Origin of the sequence: Paenibacillus yonginensis, assembly GCF_001685395.1 — a bacterium.
In the GTDB taxonomy this organism is placed as follows: Bacteria; Bacillota; Bacilli; order Paenibacillales; family Paenibacillaceae; genus Fontibacillus; species Fontibacillus yonginensis.
In genome coordinates, this window is the sequence record NZ_CP014167.1 from 2,955,138 (window position 1) to 2,970,836 (window position 15,699).

General features: G+C 51.4%; 8 protein-coding genes, 11 tRNA genes and 3 rRNA genes. All 22 read right to left on the reverse strand.

Annotated features, from left to right (window positions below):
- Nucleotides 1–21 precede the first annotated feature (21 nt).
- Nucleotides 22–1,050 carry a tRNA preQ1(34) S-adenosylmethionine ribosyltransferase-isomerase QueA gene (queA, locus tag AWM70_RS13370; RefSeq protein WP_068697167.1) on the reverse strand — a complete coding sequence of 343 codons (1,029 nt, stop codon included), beginning with the start codon at nucleotides 1,048–1,050 and terminating at the stop codon, nucleotides 22–24.
- Nucleotides 1,051–1,056: 6 nt separating this feature from the next.
- On the reverse strand, nucleotides 1,057–3,150 hold the full coding sequence (locus tag AWM70_RS13375; RefSeq protein ID WP_099093091.1) for a SpoIID/LytB domain-containing protein: 2,094 nt from the start codon (nucleotides 3,148–3,150) through the stop codon (nucleotides 1,057–1,059).
- A gap of 87 nt (nucleotides 3,151–3,237) precedes the next feature.
- A complete protein-coding gene (ruvB, locus tag AWM70_RS13380) occupies nucleotides 3,238–4,242 on the reverse strand; it encodes a Holliday junction branch migration DNA helicase RuvB (protein WP_068697176.1) in 1,005 nt (334 codons plus the stop codon).
- A 30-nt stretch (nucleotides 4,243–4,272) separates the two neighbouring features.
- Nucleotides 4,273–4,893 carry a Holliday junction branch migration protein RuvA gene (gene ruvA, locus AWM70_RS13385; protein ID WP_068697179.1) on the reverse strand — a complete coding sequence of 207 codons (621 nt, stop codon included), beginning with the start codon at nucleotides 4,891–4,893 and terminating at the stop codon, nucleotides 4,273–4,275.
- Nucleotides 4,890–5,393, reverse strand: coding sequence for a crossover junction endodeoxyribonuclease RuvC (gene ruvC / locus AWM70_RS13390; RefSeq protein WP_068700666.1), 504 nt, complete (start codon nucleotides 5,391–5,393; stop codon nucleotides 4,890–4,892). The genes ruvA and ruvC overlap by 4 nt, the downstream gene beginning before the upstream one ends.
- 217 nt (nucleotides 5,394–5,610) lie before the next feature.
- Entirely contained in the window at nucleotides 5,611–7,029 is a 1,419-nt protein-coding gene (gene ltrA / locus AWM70_RS13395) for a group II intron reverse transcriptase/maturase (protein WP_068693838.1), read from the reverse strand.
- 461 nt (nucleotides 7,030–7,490) lie between these two features.
- A complete protein-coding gene (locus tag AWM70_RS13400; protein WP_237167712.1) occupies nucleotides 7,491–8,156 on the reverse strand; it encodes a BofC C-terminal domain-containing protein in 666 nt (221 codons plus the stop codon).
- Between the two features lie 273 nt (nucleotides 8,157–8,429).
- Nucleotides 8,430–8,903: an IS200/IS605 family transposase gene (tnpA, locus tag AWM70_RS13405; RefSeq protein ID WP_068693347.1), complete on the reverse strand. Its 474-nt coding sequence runs from the start codon at nucleotides 8,901–8,903 to the stop codon at nucleotides 8,430–8,432.
- 187 nt (nucleotides 8,904–9,090) lie between these two features.
- Nucleotides 9,091–9,164 (reverse strand) — tRNA-Pro (locus tag AWM70_RS13410).
- A gap of 7 nt (nucleotides 9,165–9,171) precedes the next feature.
- Nucleotides 9,172–9,254: transfer RNA gene (locus AWM70_RS13415), tRNA-Leu, on the reverse strand.
- A 23-nt stretch (nucleotides 9,255–9,277) separates the two neighbouring features.
- Nucleotides 9,278–9,354: transfer RNA gene (locus tag AWM70_RS13420), tRNA-Arg, on the reverse strand.
- A 4-nt stretch (nucleotides 9,355–9,358) separates the two neighbouring features.
- Nucleotides 9,359–9,433: transfer RNA gene (locus tag AWM70_RS13425), tRNA-Gly, on the reverse strand.
- Between the two features lie 19 nt (nucleotides 9,434–9,452).
- Nucleotides 9,453–9,525 (reverse strand) — tRNA-Lys (locus AWM70_RS13430).
- A 16-nt stretch (nucleotides 9,526–9,541) separates the two neighbouring features.
- Nucleotides 9,542–9,618: transfer RNA gene (locus tag AWM70_RS13435), tRNA-Asp, on the reverse strand.
- Between the two features lie 39 nt (nucleotides 9,619–9,657).
- A tRNA-Met gene (locus tag AWM70_RS13440) sits at nucleotides 9,658–9,731 on the reverse strand.
- A gap of 88 nt (nucleotides 9,732–9,819) precedes the next feature.
- Nucleotides 9,820–9,895: transfer RNA gene (locus tag AWM70_RS13445), tRNA-Val, on the reverse strand.
- 10 nt (nucleotides 9,896–9,905) lie between these two features.
- Nucleotides 9,906–9,980, reverse strand: a tRNA-Glu gene (locus tag AWM70_RS13450).
- A 16-nt stretch (nucleotides 9,981–9,996) separates the two neighbouring features.
- Nucleotides 9,997–10,088: transfer RNA gene (locus AWM70_RS13455), tRNA-Ser, on the reverse strand.
- Between the two features lie 4 nt (nucleotides 10,089–10,092).
- Nucleotides 10,093–10,168, reverse strand: a tRNA-Asn gene (locus AWM70_RS13460).
- A gap of 19 nt (nucleotides 10,169–10,187) precedes the next feature.
- Nucleotides 10,188–10,304 (reverse strand): 5S ribosomal RNA (gene rrf, locus AWM70_RS13465).
- Nucleotides 10,305–10,512: 208 nt separating this feature from the next.
- Nucleotides 10,513–13,460 (reverse strand): 23S ribosomal RNA (locus AWM70_RS13470).
- Between the two features lie 369 nt (nucleotides 13,461–13,829).
- A 16S ribosomal RNA gene (locus AWM70_RS13475) occupies nucleotides 13,830–15,384 on the reverse strand.
- The 16S, 23S and 5S rRNA genes sit together here with 11 tRNA genes alongside, the layout of an rRNA operon.
- Between the last annotated feature and the right edge of the window lie 315 nt (nucleotides 15,385–15,699).

Sequence of the window (15,699 nt, forward strand, 5' to 3'; positions counted from 1 at the left end):
CAACCATCCTCTAACAATCTATTAATAAATCAACATGGCATCTCCAAAGCTGAAGAAGCGGTATTCCCGTTCAATAGCTTCCTGGTATGCCTTGAGAATCCGTTCTCGTCCAGCGAGCGCGCTGACCAGCATCACCAGCGTCGACTTCGGCAGATGGAAGTTGGTAATCAGGCAGTCCACCAAACGGAACTGGTAGCCCGGATAGATGAAAATGCCGGTCCAGCCGCTGGATTTGACAATTTTCCCGTCTTCACATTTGCCAGCCACCGTCTCCAGTGTACGTGCCGAGGTTGTTCCTACCGCTACCACCCGGCCGCCCCGCGCTTTCGTCTCATTCAGAATATCGGCCGTTTCCTGCGGCAAAATATAATATTCTTCGTGCATCACATGATCTTCCACACGATCAACCGACATCGGACGGAAAGTTCCCAGGCCTACATGAAGCGTTACAAAAGCAATCGTAACTCCCTTGGCCTTAATCTGATCCAGCAGCTCCTGCGTGAAATGCAGCCCCGCCGTGGGGGCAGCCGCAGAACCTTCATGCCGGGCATAAACGGTCTGATAACGCTCCTTATCCTCCAGCTTCTCCTTAATGTAAGGGGGCAGCGGCATTTGACCGAGCCGATCCAAAATTTCGTTAAAGATGCCGCTGTATTGAAAATTGAGCACCCGACCGCCCATTTCGCCTTCTTCTTCCACTACGGCTTTAAGTTCATCACCGAAGACGATGACCGAACCTTTCTTGAGTTTCTTCCCGGGTTTGACGAGCGTTTCCCACTTGTCTCCCGATAAGTTTTTGAGCAGCAGCACTTCGGCTTTCGCCCCTGTATCTTCTTTAGTGCCAAACAGCCGCGCCGGCAGCACTCTCGTATCGTTAAGCACCAAAGTATCGCCCGGTTTCAACTCTTCCAGGATATGCGAGAATTGATGGTGCTCGATATGGCCCGTTTCTTTATTTAAGGTAAGCAGCCGTGAAGCTGTACGATCAAGCAGCGGAGTCTGCGCAATCAGATGCTCCGGCAGTTCAAAGTCATATAATTCTACATCCATTTACAATCAGTCCTTCGTAATCGTTACATTTTGATAATAGTGTTGCAAAATGCTCTGGTAATCATACCCGGCATCCGCCATTCCTTTGGCTCCCCACTGGGACATGCCAAGTCCGTGGCCGTTGCCCTGGCCGATAAAGAGGAAGCTATTCGTCTGATCCACTGCACGGGCTTGTCCGTCTCCACTCATGACAACCAGTCCACCACCGGACAAGCTGCTCTTGCCGGAGGCCGACAGGACGGTTGTCCCGGAGGCTGCGGTCGCGCTTGCGGTCTGTCCGCCTGCACCCTGTACAGTATACCTTCCTGTCTCCACAATATCAAACAATGTGCTTGGCAGACTGCCGAAGGTAGAACGGAACAAATCCGGATATTTGACCTTCAGCACTTGACCGTTCGCCTTGACCTCTACCGCACGTCCCGATGGCCCCCGCTTCGTCACCTGGAGCGAAGTAATGGAGGAAGGGATGGTGCTGGAAACCTTGCCTTTCATGCTGGCTACAAGCTGACTGGAGCTGAAAGGTCCACGGATCCAGGCATAAGAGCCGGATTCGTCCACCTGTTCAAGCACTACAGCCTCATCGCCGGGATTCATTTGCGCAACCGGATCTACTCCCGATTGGATCAATGGCAGCGGACGCACATTTGTACTGCTGGCCGTTACCGTCAAATACTTAAGTCCCGCAGCAGTTGAGGCGCCGGTCAGCTTGGTATTGTCTTCACGCACGTAACCGGTTTTGCCGCTGCTGAGCAGGACATGGTACCATTTCTTCAAGCTGGCGGAGGCCACCTGGTCTTCTGTACTTGGAACAGCAGCATATACCGGGGCCGGATTCCCCCAGACTTCGGAAGAATCAGCAGTCATTCCTCCGCTATTGGAGGAGAAAAGTCCTTCTATGACTTTCCCGCCGCTTTTCAGCACCTCACCTGCCGTACTGTCTACCGCCTGAATGATGCTGTCCGCTTCGGCGCCCACGCCGGAATAAACCTGGCTGAGTGTGGTATCGACTACCCCCGCAACATTAAATTTGGTTGGAGATTGAAACATGGCATAACTCCGGGCTGCCACAGCCTGTGCTTTAAGCGACTCCAGCGGCCAGGAAGCGGAGACCTCCCCGCCTACCACGGAATACAAATATTGCTCCATAGGAAGCTCATTTACGAGCGCCAGCTGTCCGTTCACCATACTGATTTCGAATCCGCCGCGGTATTTGCGGCTGGATCTTTCTTTGATCTGTGTAACGCCGCTTGGTCCGGCATCCACCCATAACTTGGCTCCGGTGCCCGTCAGCATATAAAAAGGGGTATTCACCGGCGTACTCAAGTCAGATGTCACGTCGCTTTGAATAATCAAAGCCGGTGAGGCCGCCTCTACCGGAGACAGCTGCAGATTTGGCAGCTTGGCGGAGACGGCTGCTTTGGCCGCCGCCAGCTGGGCATCGGTTGCAGCCTCGCCGATCCAGACAGAATAACTAGGCTTATCCCCCGCATCTGGCACCAGAACCTCCCATGCATCGATGCCCTGGGCATGAATTTGATCACGCAAGGACTGGGCATCGTAAGCGGAATTAAAATTCCCGGCCGAAAGATAAAGTTTGCCCCGCACTTCAGGTTTTTGCGAACCCAGCAAACTACCAAGCGTGCCGGAAACAGCGCTCAAAGCTTTGTTGGCTTCATCGGCAGTGGCGTACAAACCAGTATACAGCTGATAAACCGTCTTCCCTCCGGCATCTTCAGAGAACAAAAAAGGTTTGTTATTCGTAGCTTGAAGTTTTTTGGCTGCCGCAGCAGCCGTACTGAAATCGGATGTCTGCAGCGCTTTAATCCGAAAACCGTTCACGCTGAATTTTACCTGTTTGCCAGCAGCAGACTGAATCCAGTTCTTATAGCCGTCTGCTGTTCCCGGCCCTGCGCCGAGTTCTGTTGCAGGCAACAGGGTTACATAAGGAGTAGTAGACTTATAAGTGCTCCCGAGATCCAGAAACATAGCAACCCTGATCCGATTATCCTGCACCGGACTCATCGAATCATCGGCCGAAACCGGCACGCATAAAGCTCCAAACAAAAGTAATCCGGCTCCGAGCCCTCTGCTCCACTTCATTAAACCGGTTAACCTGCTGTTAAATTTCATACGAACCTCACTTTCCGTATTGCCTACTTTATAAAGTTTGTTATAAGTTGTTCACTTTCACATGGGGTCAGGAACCGGCAGCCCCAAATGTTGGTAAGCCGCCGGCGTTGCGACACGTCCTCTCGGCGTCCGCTGAAGGAATCCGATCTGGAGCAGATACGGCTCATAAACGTCTTCAATCGTCTGACTTTCTTCACCGATTGTCGCCGCGATCGTATCCAGGCCGACAGGGCCGCCCCTAAAGCTTGTAATCATCGCCCGCAGCATTTTATGATCAATCTGATCCAATCCCCTTGGATCGACCTGGAGCATGCGTAGGGCCTCTACAGCGGCATCCTCCGTTATGATCCCGTCGCCGCGCACTTGCGCGAAGTCGCGGACTCTTTTCAACAGCCGATTGGCAATCCGCGGCGTTCCGCGTGAACGAAGAGCAATTTCTTCCGCCGCATCCCCGACAATCTCAATGCTCAGAATATCCGCTCCCCGGGAGACGATATAACTTAATTCCTCTACCGAATAAAACTCCAGACGGCTGACCACCCCAAACCGGTCGCGCAGCGGCGCAGACAGAAGTCCGGCCCGCGTTGTTGCCCCTATCAATGTAAAAGGAGGCAGGTCCAGCCGCACCGATCTGGCGCTTGGCCCTTTGCCGATCATAATATCCAGTGCAAAATCCTCCATCGCCGGGTAAAGCACTTCCTCCACCGTTCTGTGAAGACGATGAATTTCATCGATAAACAGAACGTCGCCTTCCTGCAGATTCGTCAGCAGTGCCGCCAGATCGCCCGGACGTTCGATAGCCGGACCCGAGGTGGTCCGCAGATTAACGCCAAGCTCGTTGGCAATGATGTTGGCGAGGGTTGTTTTTCCCAGCCCCGGAGGGCCATACAGCAGCACATGATCCAGCGCCTCCTTGCGCATTTTGGCCGCTTCGATATAAATCTTCAAGTTCTCTTTAATTTGACCTTGTCCGATATATTCGGATAAATAACGAGGTCTCAGACTGAGTTCCACCGCCTGATCTTCCATCATCAGATTGGCTGAAATGATCCGGTCCTCCATGTTTGCACCGCCTCCTTCCTGTTCCTTGCTTTATCCGACATACAGCAGCTTGAGCGCCTTCTTCATCACGGCATCCACCGTTTCGTCCGGCGTTACGCTGTCCTTCATATTTTGCCATGCCTTATCCAGCTCGGCATCCGTGTAGCCCAGCGATTTGAGCGCCTCTTTGGCTTCCTGCCAGGTTGATTGATCCGGGTTAAACAAGTCCACTTCCAGCTCGGAGTGAATCACTATGCCGCCCGTACTGATCCCGTCCAGCTTGTCCTTCAGATCCAGAATAATCCGCTGGGCCGTCTTTTTGCCAATTCCGGGCAGTTTCGTCAAGAACGTTATATTCTCCTGATAAATCGCAGCTACTACACTATCCGGCGTTCCCCCGGCCAATATGCCAAGCGCTACCCTTGGTCCTATGCCCGATACCTCGATCAGCTTGCGGAACAGCTTCTGCTCTTCCCGCGTAGCAAACCCGAACAGCAGAATCGCGTCTTCACGCACATGATGGTGGGTATAAATCGTAACTTCTTCTTTGTCTTTACTTTTAGCAAAATAATACGGATTCGGACAGAACACCTGATATCCGACCCCATGCACGTCAAGCACCACATATTCCGTTTCAAAATGGACGACACGCCCTCTAAGAAAATCGATCATTTACGCAAAACCTCATTTATCCTGGAATTTAAAGTATAAGAATGAGCGTGGCAAATCGCAACCGCCAGCGCATCCGCCACATCGTCCGGCTTGGGCACTTTCTGCAGCTTAAGGAACATGCGGGTCATTTCCTGAACCTGTTTCTTCTCCGCTTTGCCGTATCCCACGATCGCCTGTTTGATCTGCATAGGCGTATATTCGGCAATCGGCAGCCCTTTTTGAACGGCAGCAAGCACCATAACGCCTCTCGCTTGGCTGACCGTCATGGCCGTTGTCACGTTTCGGTTGAAGAACAGCTTCTCCAAAGCCACCGCATCCGGCTTATATTTGTCGATCAATTGAGTCATTCCTTCATAAACATGAAGCAGCCGCTCTTCTTCGGGCGTGTGTGCTTCAGTTTGAATACATCCGTACTGCACGGGCACAACCTTGCTGCCCTCTTTATCCACAAACCCGAATCCTACGATCGCAATCCCCGGGTCAATCCCTAAAATACGCAAATTCATCTCTCCCAAACCCATGTCCGTCTCCAACATGAGGCGAACATATGTATTCAATCTATTATAGCAAACTTTATGCAATCAAGGGCAGGTTTAGATCCGGTTCGGACCGAATTTAGAGAAATAGACCTATAAAAATCGGGTAGGAGGCTACCCATTAATTGGGCAGCCGACCTCCCACACCACCGTACGTACCGTTCGGTATACGGCGGTTCCATTAGGAATGCGCAGTAACTTGTCGATAATAATCAGAAAAGAAAAGGAATCCGAGGTTCTTCAGCCTATTGTTACCGAGGGACTTCGAGAGGATTGGGCTATTGGAGATTCTCCAATAGCCCTTTCTTGTGTTTGCGTATTCCCACGCCTTCTGTTCATGAATTCCGAGCGATATAAGCCTTTCGAGTTTCGTCCTCACTCGTTTCCATTGCTTCCAGAAGACCATTCGGATACGCCTTCTCATCCATTTATCAGTGGTTTGGAGTAGTTGTTTCATGTCAGCAAGCTTGAAATAATTTACCCATCCCATGATGTAACGCCTAAGCTTCAGCGCCCGGTCGGTGTTGCCCATTCCGTTGCTTCTCGACGTTAGCTCTTTCACTTTAGCTTTCATCTTGGATACGGATTTGGGATGGATTCTGACCCGCGTTTCCCCTTTGCTCTGGTAGAATGAGAAGCCAAGAAATTTAACTTTTGTCGCATCGTCCACAATCGTTTTCTCCCGGTTTACCTTGAGAAACAACTTCTTCTCGATGTAAGGGAGAATTTTCGTCAGGGTACGCTCCGCACTCCTCCTGCTCCGGCAGAATATGAGCATATCGTCTGCGTATCGCACGAATCGATGTCCTCTTGCTTCCAGTTCCTTGTCCAATTCATTCAGCATGATATTGCTGAGAATCGGACTTAGGTTCCCTCCCTGCGGTACGCCGATTTCCGTGTCCTCAAACTTATGCTTCACGACGACTCCCGCCCGGAGATACTTATGGATGAGCGAGATCACTCGTCCGTCTTTGATCGTTCTTGAAAGCACCTCGATAAGCTTGCTTTGGTTGACGGTGTCAAAGTATTTCTCCAAGTCCATATCCACCACGTAACGATATCCCTCTTGCACGTATTGTTGGCTTCGTTTCATCGCGTGGTGTGCGCTCCGTTTGGGTCGGAATCCGTAGCTGTTGTCTGAAAACTGCCTCTCATAAATTGGCGTAAGCACTTGGGCGATTGCCTGCTGGATGACTCGGTCAACCACTGTTGGAATGCCAAGGTTTCTCTTCTTTCCGTTCTCTTTGGGAATCTCTACCCTTCGAACGGGATTCGGGCGGTACTTGCCGCCCAAGATCAGTTGCTTGATGGTCTCGCCGTTGTCTCTGAGATATTGTAGAAGTTCATCTACTCCCATCCCGTCGATTCCGTGCGATCCCTTGTTCGCTTTGACTCTCTTGAATGCTTCGTTCAAGTTGTCCCTGCTAACGATTTTCTCAAGCAACCGGTCCTTCGACTCGGTTGCGTTGGTGTCGTCGGTTTCGGTTATCCTCGCAGGACTGTGCACTCCCGCATATCCTTCGTGTTCCGCACTATTCTTTTGCAAAGAGTCTTCCGTTAGAAGTTGGCTGCCCTTGGCTCCTGTTTCGGTAACTTTCATTGACTTCACCTCCTAAGGTTCAGCCCTTCCCTCGAACCGTCGACTGTTCGCGGTACTATGGCGTCTGCTGACTTCTCATGATAAATCTTGTTTCAACCGTGATTCGAAGTGCATCTCCTCACGTCCATGAGACCTCCCACGGTAAGACGATTCACTTTCCTTCCATATACCCACATCATTTACATTGGTACGTCCGTGTAGTTAATTGGACTTCGTCTTGTTTAGCAGACTCATCCCGTATCCTATGCCTGATGATGTTCGTGTTCCTTGGGCCGGAAGTTTGCCTCCAGCTTCCTTTGGATTCCACCTCGCGGTGGACACCCTTGCTCTTGGCTAGTGGTTGGTAACTACAAACCCCCACAGTGGACTTTCACCACCTAGTTAATCGCCATGCGTGGCACACTAAAAAAGAGACGTTCCTGTGAACGTCCCAATTCGTTACCGCCAATCTCGGCTTTGATTTAATGCATGCTGCCCCCGGCCTCGGAGTCCAGCGCATAATCGCTGAAAGTCGAAATTACACTGTTGTATTCCTCCAGATCCTGTACTCGGATTCCGTTATGAAGCTGATTCACAATTTCTTTGGGGAGAGCGGATTCCATAGACTTGATATCAATTTGGAAAAACGTCCGCATCACCTTCTCCTTCTCCGGCTTGCCTTCAAACAAACTTAAGGTTCCATGGGCATCAAGCCCGATGTAGCCTTTCTCTTTACAGGTAGCCGACAGCTCGGCGACATGCTCCTCCAGCCAGACTTCTCCTTTATGATCAATCCTGCCCTGCCAGGCGGGATGAGCTTTCATTAATCCGATAATTTCGTCCGGCTTCATAATTCCGATGATTTTATGTTCAGAGCCGCAAACGTACACCGTACCTGTATGCACAATACGAGCCCGCTGGGAACGGGTCAACTCAGTTTTGAAATCTTCATGGGATCCCTCTTCGGCGTGGTCTTCCGTCCACTCCTGGATGCCGGCCAGCGTTTCCGCAGCCACCGGTCCGTCATCGCTCAGCAGTTCTTTTAACTGCTCGGAGAGAGGCATGCCCAGGCTCGCAAGACCAACTAGCAATCCTACAACCATAAACGTCCATAGGGCTCTTCTCCACCTTCTCCAGCGGTTTCTCATCCTTCTTTTCAATTTGAAAATACTCACAGGTGTATCCCTTCTATCCAGTGTTATTTTTTCCTATTTTGACCCTGCAGGGATGCAATTATGCAAATAACCTGATGATGACGGATCTCCGCAAATTATAAAAAAATCAGAACCACCCGTCCAACGGGTGGTTTGCACTAGGGGTATAACCCCTTGTTGCCAAACTGCGCCTAAAGACGCTAGCCTGACCACAAAGCGTTCAGGCTCAGTGTTATTTGTCTCTTTCACTTACCAGTTAAACTGGTTTTACTTTTTCTTGCTCTTGTTGCTGCTGAATGGATCTTCATACTCTTTTACACTCAGCTTATCCACTGCCTGGTCATGTGCCTCTTGCTCTCGAATGTATTTGGCGACGGTGGCTTCATTTAGCCCCACTGTACTTACGTAGTAGCCTTCCGCCCAGAATTTACGATTCCCATACTTATACTTCAAATTGGCATGCTTCTCAAAGATCATGAGTGCGCTTTTCCCTTTTAAATAGCCCATAAAGGAAGACACAGATATTTTCGGTGGAATCGCCACCAGCATGTGCACATGATCCGGCATCATATGTCCTTCTAATATCTCGACTCCCTTGTATTTACATAGACGCTTCATGATTTCAATTAGATCTCGTCTCACTTGATTGTAGATCTCTTTACGTCTATACTTCGGGGTGAACACAATGTGATACTTACACATCCACTTTGTGTGCGCTAAACTAAAGTTTTTATTTGCCATTTAAGACCATCCTTTCGAATTGAGCCTGAACATCTCAATTTTATCGGGATGGTCTTATTGGTGTAACCCTAGATCCCTCCACCCGCATAGCGGGTGGTTTTATATTTCGCGCGTTTCACGCGCTCAACAGGCTGAAGCCTAAAAAACAAAAAAGCAGCCATTCCTAAGAATGACTGCTTTACTGGAATCGGGATGACACGATTCGAACATGCGACCCCCTGGTCCCAAACCAGGTGCTCTACCAAGCTGAGCTACATCCCGATAACTATGGTGCCGGTGAAGGGACTCGAACCCCCACGGTTTCCCTCACGATTTTGAGTCGCGCGCGTCTGCCAATTCCGCCACACCGGCACGGTGTAAAACTATAAAGAAAATGGCGCGCCCTAAGAGATTCGAACTCCTGACCTTTTGATTCGTAGTCAAACGCTCTATCCAGCTGAGCTAAGGGCGCATAATGGAGCGGACGACGGGAATCGAACCCGCGACCCTCGCCTTGGCAAGGCGATGCTCTACCGCTGAGCCACGTCCGCATAAAATAAAGATGAAAAGTGAGCCATGAAGGACTCGAACCTTCGACACCCTGATTAAAAGTCAGGTGCTCTACCAACTGAGCTAATGGCTCGTACAATGAAATAAAATGGCGGAACCGACGGGATTCGAACCCGCGATCTCCTGCGTGACAGGCAGGCATGTTAGGCCTCTACACCACGGTTCCACAGCCTAAGGTCTTGCATGGGATCCCTCTTGGGAATAATTGCGGGGGCAGGATTTGAACCTGCGGCCTTCGGGTTATGAGCCCGACGAGCTACCGGGCTGCTCCACCCCGCGTCGTTATAAAGATTGTTTTGTTGTACGGGGCCTCCGAAAAGTAATCGGATTACGCTCCAAAGACTGAACTTCACTTTTTGGAGTGAAGTGGTGGAGGCTGAGGGGATCGAACCCCCGACCCTCTGCTTGTAAGGCAGATGCTCTCCCAGCTGAGCTAAGCCTCCGAGAAAAATATGGTGACCCGTAGGGGATTCGAACCCCTGTTACCTCCGTGAAAGGGAGGTGTCTTAACCCCTTGACCAACGGGCCTTACTAAAATCCTAACTGGCGGAGAGAGAGGGATTCGAACCCTCGAGACGCTTGTGACGCCTACACGATTTCCAATCGTGCTCCTTCGGCCAACTCGGACACCTCTCCATAATGGCTCCCCGAACAGGACTCGAACCTGTGACAACTCGATTAACAGTCGAGTGCTCTACCAACTGAGCTATCAGGGAACAATAAATATTAAATTTCGCTTGGCGGCGTCCTACTCTCCCAGGACCCTGCGGTCCAAGTACCATCGGCGCTGGAGGGCTTAACGGTCGTGTTCGGGATGGGTACGTGTGGAACCCCTCCGCCATCGCCACCAAACATGATTTTTGCGCTGCTTCACTTCCGCGTCTTTCGCTTCAGCAAAAGATCAGACCCTAGAAAGGACATGCAGCTTAAAATCGGTTCAGATGTTTGATCACCTGAAAACTGGATACGAAACAATCAATTGCGAATTAGTTGTTCTCGGGGCCCCCGCAAAGGATTTGGAATCAGCTGCGAAGCCAATCTTCACTTTGGTGGGTCCATTTTGGATAAGCCCTCGACCGATTAGTACTGGTCAGCTCCATGCATTGCTGCACTTCCACCTCCAGCCTATCTACCTCGTCGTCTTCAAGGGGTCTTACATACTGGGAAATCTCATCTTGAGGGGGGCTTCACGCTTAGATGCTTTCAGCGCTTATCCCTTCCGCACTTAGCTACCCAGCTGTGCTCCTGGCGGAACAACTGGTGCACCAGCGGTGCGTCCATCCCGGTCCTCTCGTACTAAGGACAGCTCCTCTCAAATTTCCTACGCCCACGACAGATAGGGACCGAACTGTCTCACGACGTTCTGAACCCAGCTCGCGTACCGCTTTAATGGGCGAACAGCCCAACCCTTGGGACCTACTTCAGCCCCAGGATGCGATGAGCCGACATCGAGGTGCCAAACCTCCCCGTCGATGTGGACTCTTGGGGGAGATAAGCCTGTTATCCCCAGGGTAGCTTTTATCCGTTGAGCGATGGCCCTTCCATGCGGTACCACCGGATCACTAAGCCCGACTTTCGTCCCTGCTCGACTTGTCAGTCTCGCAGTCAAGCTCCCTTTTGCCTTTGCACTCTTCGAATGATTTCCAACCATTCTGAGGGAACCTTGGGGCGCCTCCGTTACTCTTTAGGAGGCGACCGCCCCAGTCAAACTGCCCACCTGACACTGTCCCCATACCGGTTCACGGTACCAGGTTAGAACTCCGATACGATCAGGGTGGTATCCCAACGGCGCCTCCAAGGAAGCTTGCGCTCCCTCTTCCTAGGCTCCCACCTATCCTGTACAAATCGTATCAAAGTCCAATATCAAGCTGCAGTAAAGCTCCATGGGGTCTTTCCGTCTTGTCGCGGGTAACCTGCATCTTCACAGGTATTAAAATTTCACCGGATCTCTCGTTGAGACAGCGCCCAAGTCGTTACGCCATTCGTGCGGGTCAGAATTTACCTGACAAGGAATTTCGCTACCTTAGGACCGTTATAGTTACGGCCGCCGTTTACTGGGGCTTCAGTTCATAGCTTCGGAGTTACCTCCTAACCACTCCCCTTAACCTTCCAGCACCGGGCAGGCGTCAGCCCGTATACTTCGCCTTGCGGCTTCGCACAGACCTGTGTTTTTGCTAAACAGTCGCTTGGGCCTTTTCACTGCGGCCCCCTCGGGCTATTCACCCTACCGAGGCACCCCTTCTCCCGAAGTTACGGGGTCATTTTGCCGAGTTCCTTAACGAGAGTTCTTCCGCGCGCCTTAGAATTCTCTTCTCGCCTACCTGTGTCGGTTTACGGTACGGGCACCTTCACCTGGCTAGAGGCTTTTCTTGGCAGTGTGAGATCATGACCTTCGCTACTGCAATTTTCGCTCCCCATCACAGCCCAAGGTTATGTAGCACGGATTTGCCTATGCTACCCTCTCACTGCTTGGACGGACATCCATCAGTCCGCGTCACTACCCTGCTGCGTCACCCCATCGCTCATAACGGTTTACGGTGGTACAGGAATTTCCACCTGTTGTCCTTCGACTACGCCTGTCGGCCTCGCCTTAGGTCCCGACTTACCCTGAGCGGACGAACCTTCCTCAGGAACCCTTAGGCTTTCGGCGGATCAGATTCTCACTGATCTTTTCGTTACTCATACCGGCATTCTCACTTGTATGCTGTCCAGCGCTCCTTACGGTACACCTTCAACCTACATACAACGCTCCCCTACCCCTGATGCAAAGCATCAAGCCATAGCTTCGGTGGTGTGTTTAGCCCCGTTACATTTTCGGCGCAGAGTCACTCGACCAGTGAGCTATTACGCACTCTTTAAATGGTGGCTGCTTCTAAGCCAACATCCTGGTTGTCTGGGCAACTCCACATCCTTTCCCACTTAACACACACTTGGGGACCTTAGCTGATGGTCTGGGCTGTTTCCCTTTTGACAATGGATCTTAGCACTCACTGTCTGACTCCCGGTTAATCAGTCTATGGCATTCGGAGTTTGACTGAGCTTGGTAACCCTTGCGGGCCCCGCACCCAATCAGTGCTCTACCTCCACGACTGTACCACCGAGGCTAGCCCTAAAGCTATTTCGGGGAGAACCAGCTATCTCCGAGTTCGATTGGAATTTCTCCGCTACCCCCACCTCATCCCCGAACTTTTCAACGTTCGTGGGTTCGGGCCTCCAGTGCGTGTTACCGCACCTTCACCCTGGACAGGGGTAGATCACACGGTTTCGGGTCTACGCCCACGTACTATAATCGCCCTATTCAGACTCGCTTTCGCTGCGGCTACGGCTTCTCACCTTAACCTTGCACGGGAACGTAACTCGCCGGTTCATTCTACAAAAGGCACGCCATCACCCTGCTGACGAACAAGTTCGCAGCATAGGGCTCTGACTTCTTGTAAGCACACGGTTTCAGGTTCTCTTTCACTCCCCTTCCGGGGTGCTTTTCACCTTTCCCTCACGGTACTGCTTCGCTATCGGTCACTAGGGAGTATTTAGCCTTACCAGATGGTCCTGGCAGATTCATACGGGGTTTCACGTGCCCCGCACTACTCGGGATCCGTCTCGGAGGGAATAGACTTTCGGTTACAGGGCTTTTACCTCTTCTAGCGGGCCTTTCCAGACCTCTTCGCCTACCCTATTCCTTTGTAACTCCATGTGAGACGTCCCACAACCCCAAGAGGCAAGCCTCTTGGTTTAGGCTCTTCCGCGTTCGCTCGCCGCTACTGACGGAATCACTACTTGTTTTCTCTTCCTCAGGGTACTTAGATGTTTCAGTTCCCCTGGTCTGCCTCTTCATTACCTATGTATTCAGTAATGAGTGACTGGCTATTACACCAGCCGGGTTTCCCCATTCGGACATCCCCGGATCAAAGCTTGCTTACAGCTCCCCGAGGCCTTATCGTTGTTCGCCACGTCCTTCTTCGGCTCCTAGCGCCTAGGCATCCTCCGTGTGCTCTTAGTAGCTTAACCAAATCGCTCGGATTTTGGGTCAACACGCTCTGTTGTTCCCCGGTTTCTTATTTGAAATGAATCAAGGTTGAAACCGACTCACAAAGGATCGATTGCCTCCAAAATGCCTCGCTCTACAGTTAGCACTTCACTTGTTCTCTAAGATCACAAGTTTCAGCTAAAAAAGAATGTTCTAATTCGCATTTGTTGTTTCGTTATCCAGTTTTCAAGGATCAAGGCAGTTTCGGAAAACTGCGGTTTTTGAGAGTTTGAGCTCTCAAAACTGACCAACGAGTGAGAAGTGAAAGCTTTGCGAAGCAAAGATACTTCGAGAGCATCCTTCTTCGCGGTATTTGTACCGCTTCGCTGCGGAAGCGAGGTACTCCATAGAAAGGAGGTGATCCAGCCGCACCTTCCGATACGGCTACCTTGTTACGACTTCACCCCAATCGTCTACCCCACCTTCGGCGGCTGGCTCCCCTAAGGGTTACCCCACCGACTTCGGGTGTTGTAAACTCTCGTGGTGTGACGGGCGGTGTGTACAAGACCCGGGAACGTATTCACCGCGGCATGCTGATCCGCGATTACTAGCAATTCCGACTTCATGCAGGCGAGTTGCAGCCTGCAATCCGAACTGAGACCGGCTTCTAAAGATTCGCTCCAGATCGCTCCTTCGCTTCCCGTTGTACCGGCCATTGTAGTACGTGTGTAGCCCAGGTCATAAGGGGCATGATGATTTGACGTCATCCCCACCTTCCTCCGGTTTGTCACCGGCAGTCACTCTAGAGTGCCCAGCCTTACCTGCTGGCAACTAAAGTCAAGGGTTGCGCTCGTTGCGGGACTTAACCCAACATCTCACGACACGAGCTGACGACAACCATGCACCACCTGTCTCCCCTGTCCCGAAGGAAAGGCCTATCTCTAGACCGGTCAGGGGGATGTCAAGACCTGGTAAGGTTCTTCGCGTTGCTTCGAATTAAACCACATACTCCACTGCTTGTGCGGGTCCCCGTCAATTCCTTTGAGTTTCAGTCTTGCGACCGTACTCCCCAGGCGGAATGCTTAATGTGTTAACTTCGGCACCAAGGGTATCGAAACCCCTAACACCTAGCATTCATCGTTTACGGCGTGGACTACCAGGGTATCTAATCCTGTTTGCTCCCCACGCTTTCGCGCCTCAGCGTCAGTTACAGCCCAGAAAGTCGCCTTCGCCACTGGTGTTCCTCCACATCTCTACGCATTTCACCGCTACACGTGGAATTCCACTTTCCTCTTCTGCACTCAAGTCACCCAGTTTCCAGTGCGACCCGGAGTTGAGCCCCGGGATTATACACCAGACTTAAATGACCGCCTGCGCGCGCTTTACGCCCAATAATTCCGGACAACGCTTGCCCCCTACGTATTACCGCGGCTGCTGGCACGTAGTTAGCCGGGGCTTTCTTCTCAGGTACCGTCACTCGGATAGCAGTTACTCTACCCGACGTTCTTCCCTGGCAACAGAGCTTTACGATCCGAAAACCTTCATCACTCACGCGGCGTTGCTCCGTCAGACTTTCGTCCATTGCGGAAGATTCCCTACTGCTGCCTCCCGTAGGAGTCTGGGCCGTGTCTCAGTCCCAGTGTGGCCGTTCACCCTCTCAGGTCGGCTACGCATCGTCGCCTTGGTGAGCCGTTACCTCACCAACTAGCTAATGCGCCGCAGGCCCATCCACAAGTGACAGATTGCTCCGTCTTTCCCAAGAAAGTCATGCGACTCTCTTGCGTATCCGGTATTAGCTACCGTTTCCGGTAGTTATCCCAGTCTTGCAGGCAGGTTGCCTACGTGTTACTCACCCGTCCGCCGCTAAGCGGATCAGGAGCAAGCTCCCGATCCACTCCGCTCGACTTGCATGTATTAGGCACGCCGCCAGCGTTCGTCCTGAGCCAGGATCAAACTCTCCAATAAAGATGGAAGGTCCCTGCCACCCGAAGGCGGTAGGTTTTCCATTCAAAGTGTTTGTTTAGCTCATTTTGAATCTGACGAGATTGGAGCGAATTTCAAATCGACATGGATTTCAAATCCGTCCCAAAATATCTCATTTATTTCTCACTCGTTGTTCAGTTTTCAAAGATCAAACTTGTCATTCCGTCGCCGCTTTCGTTCTCAGCAGCAACTCTTATATCTTATCACGGTCGTTCCGACTTTGCAAGAACTTTTTTTTAAAAGTTTGCTCGTAATTCATTCAAAAAATTGACCGGATTAATATCCTAACATTAACTT

Coding starts and splice junctions, on each gene's coding strand:
- ruvB (WP_068697176.1), bottom strand. CDS start 4,242: ATGGAGGACCGGATCATTTCAGCCAATCTGATGATGGAAGATCAGGCG.
- queA (WP_068697167.1), bottom strand. CDS start 1,050: ATGGATGTAGAATTATATGACTTTGAACTGCCGGAGCATCTGATTGCG.
- tnpA (WP_068693347.1), bottom strand. CDS start 8,903: ATGGCAAATAAAAACTTTAGTTTAGCGCACACAAAGTGGATGTGTAAG.
- ruvA (WP_068697179.1), bottom strand. CDS start 4,893: ATGATCGATTTTCTTAGAGGGCGTGTCGTCCATTTTGAAACGGAATAT.
- ltrA (WP_068693838.1), bottom strand. CDS start 7,029: ATGAAAGTTACCGAAACAGGAGCCAAGGGCAGCCAACTTCTAACGGAA.
- AWM70_RS13400 (WP_237167712.1), bottom strand. CDS start 8,156: ATGAGAAACCGCTGGAGAAGGTGGAGAAGAGCCCTATGGACGTTTATG.
- AWM70_RS13375 (WP_099093091.1), bottom strand. CDS start 3,150: ATGAAGTGGAGCAGAGGGCTCGGAGCCGGATTACTTTTGTTTGGAGCT.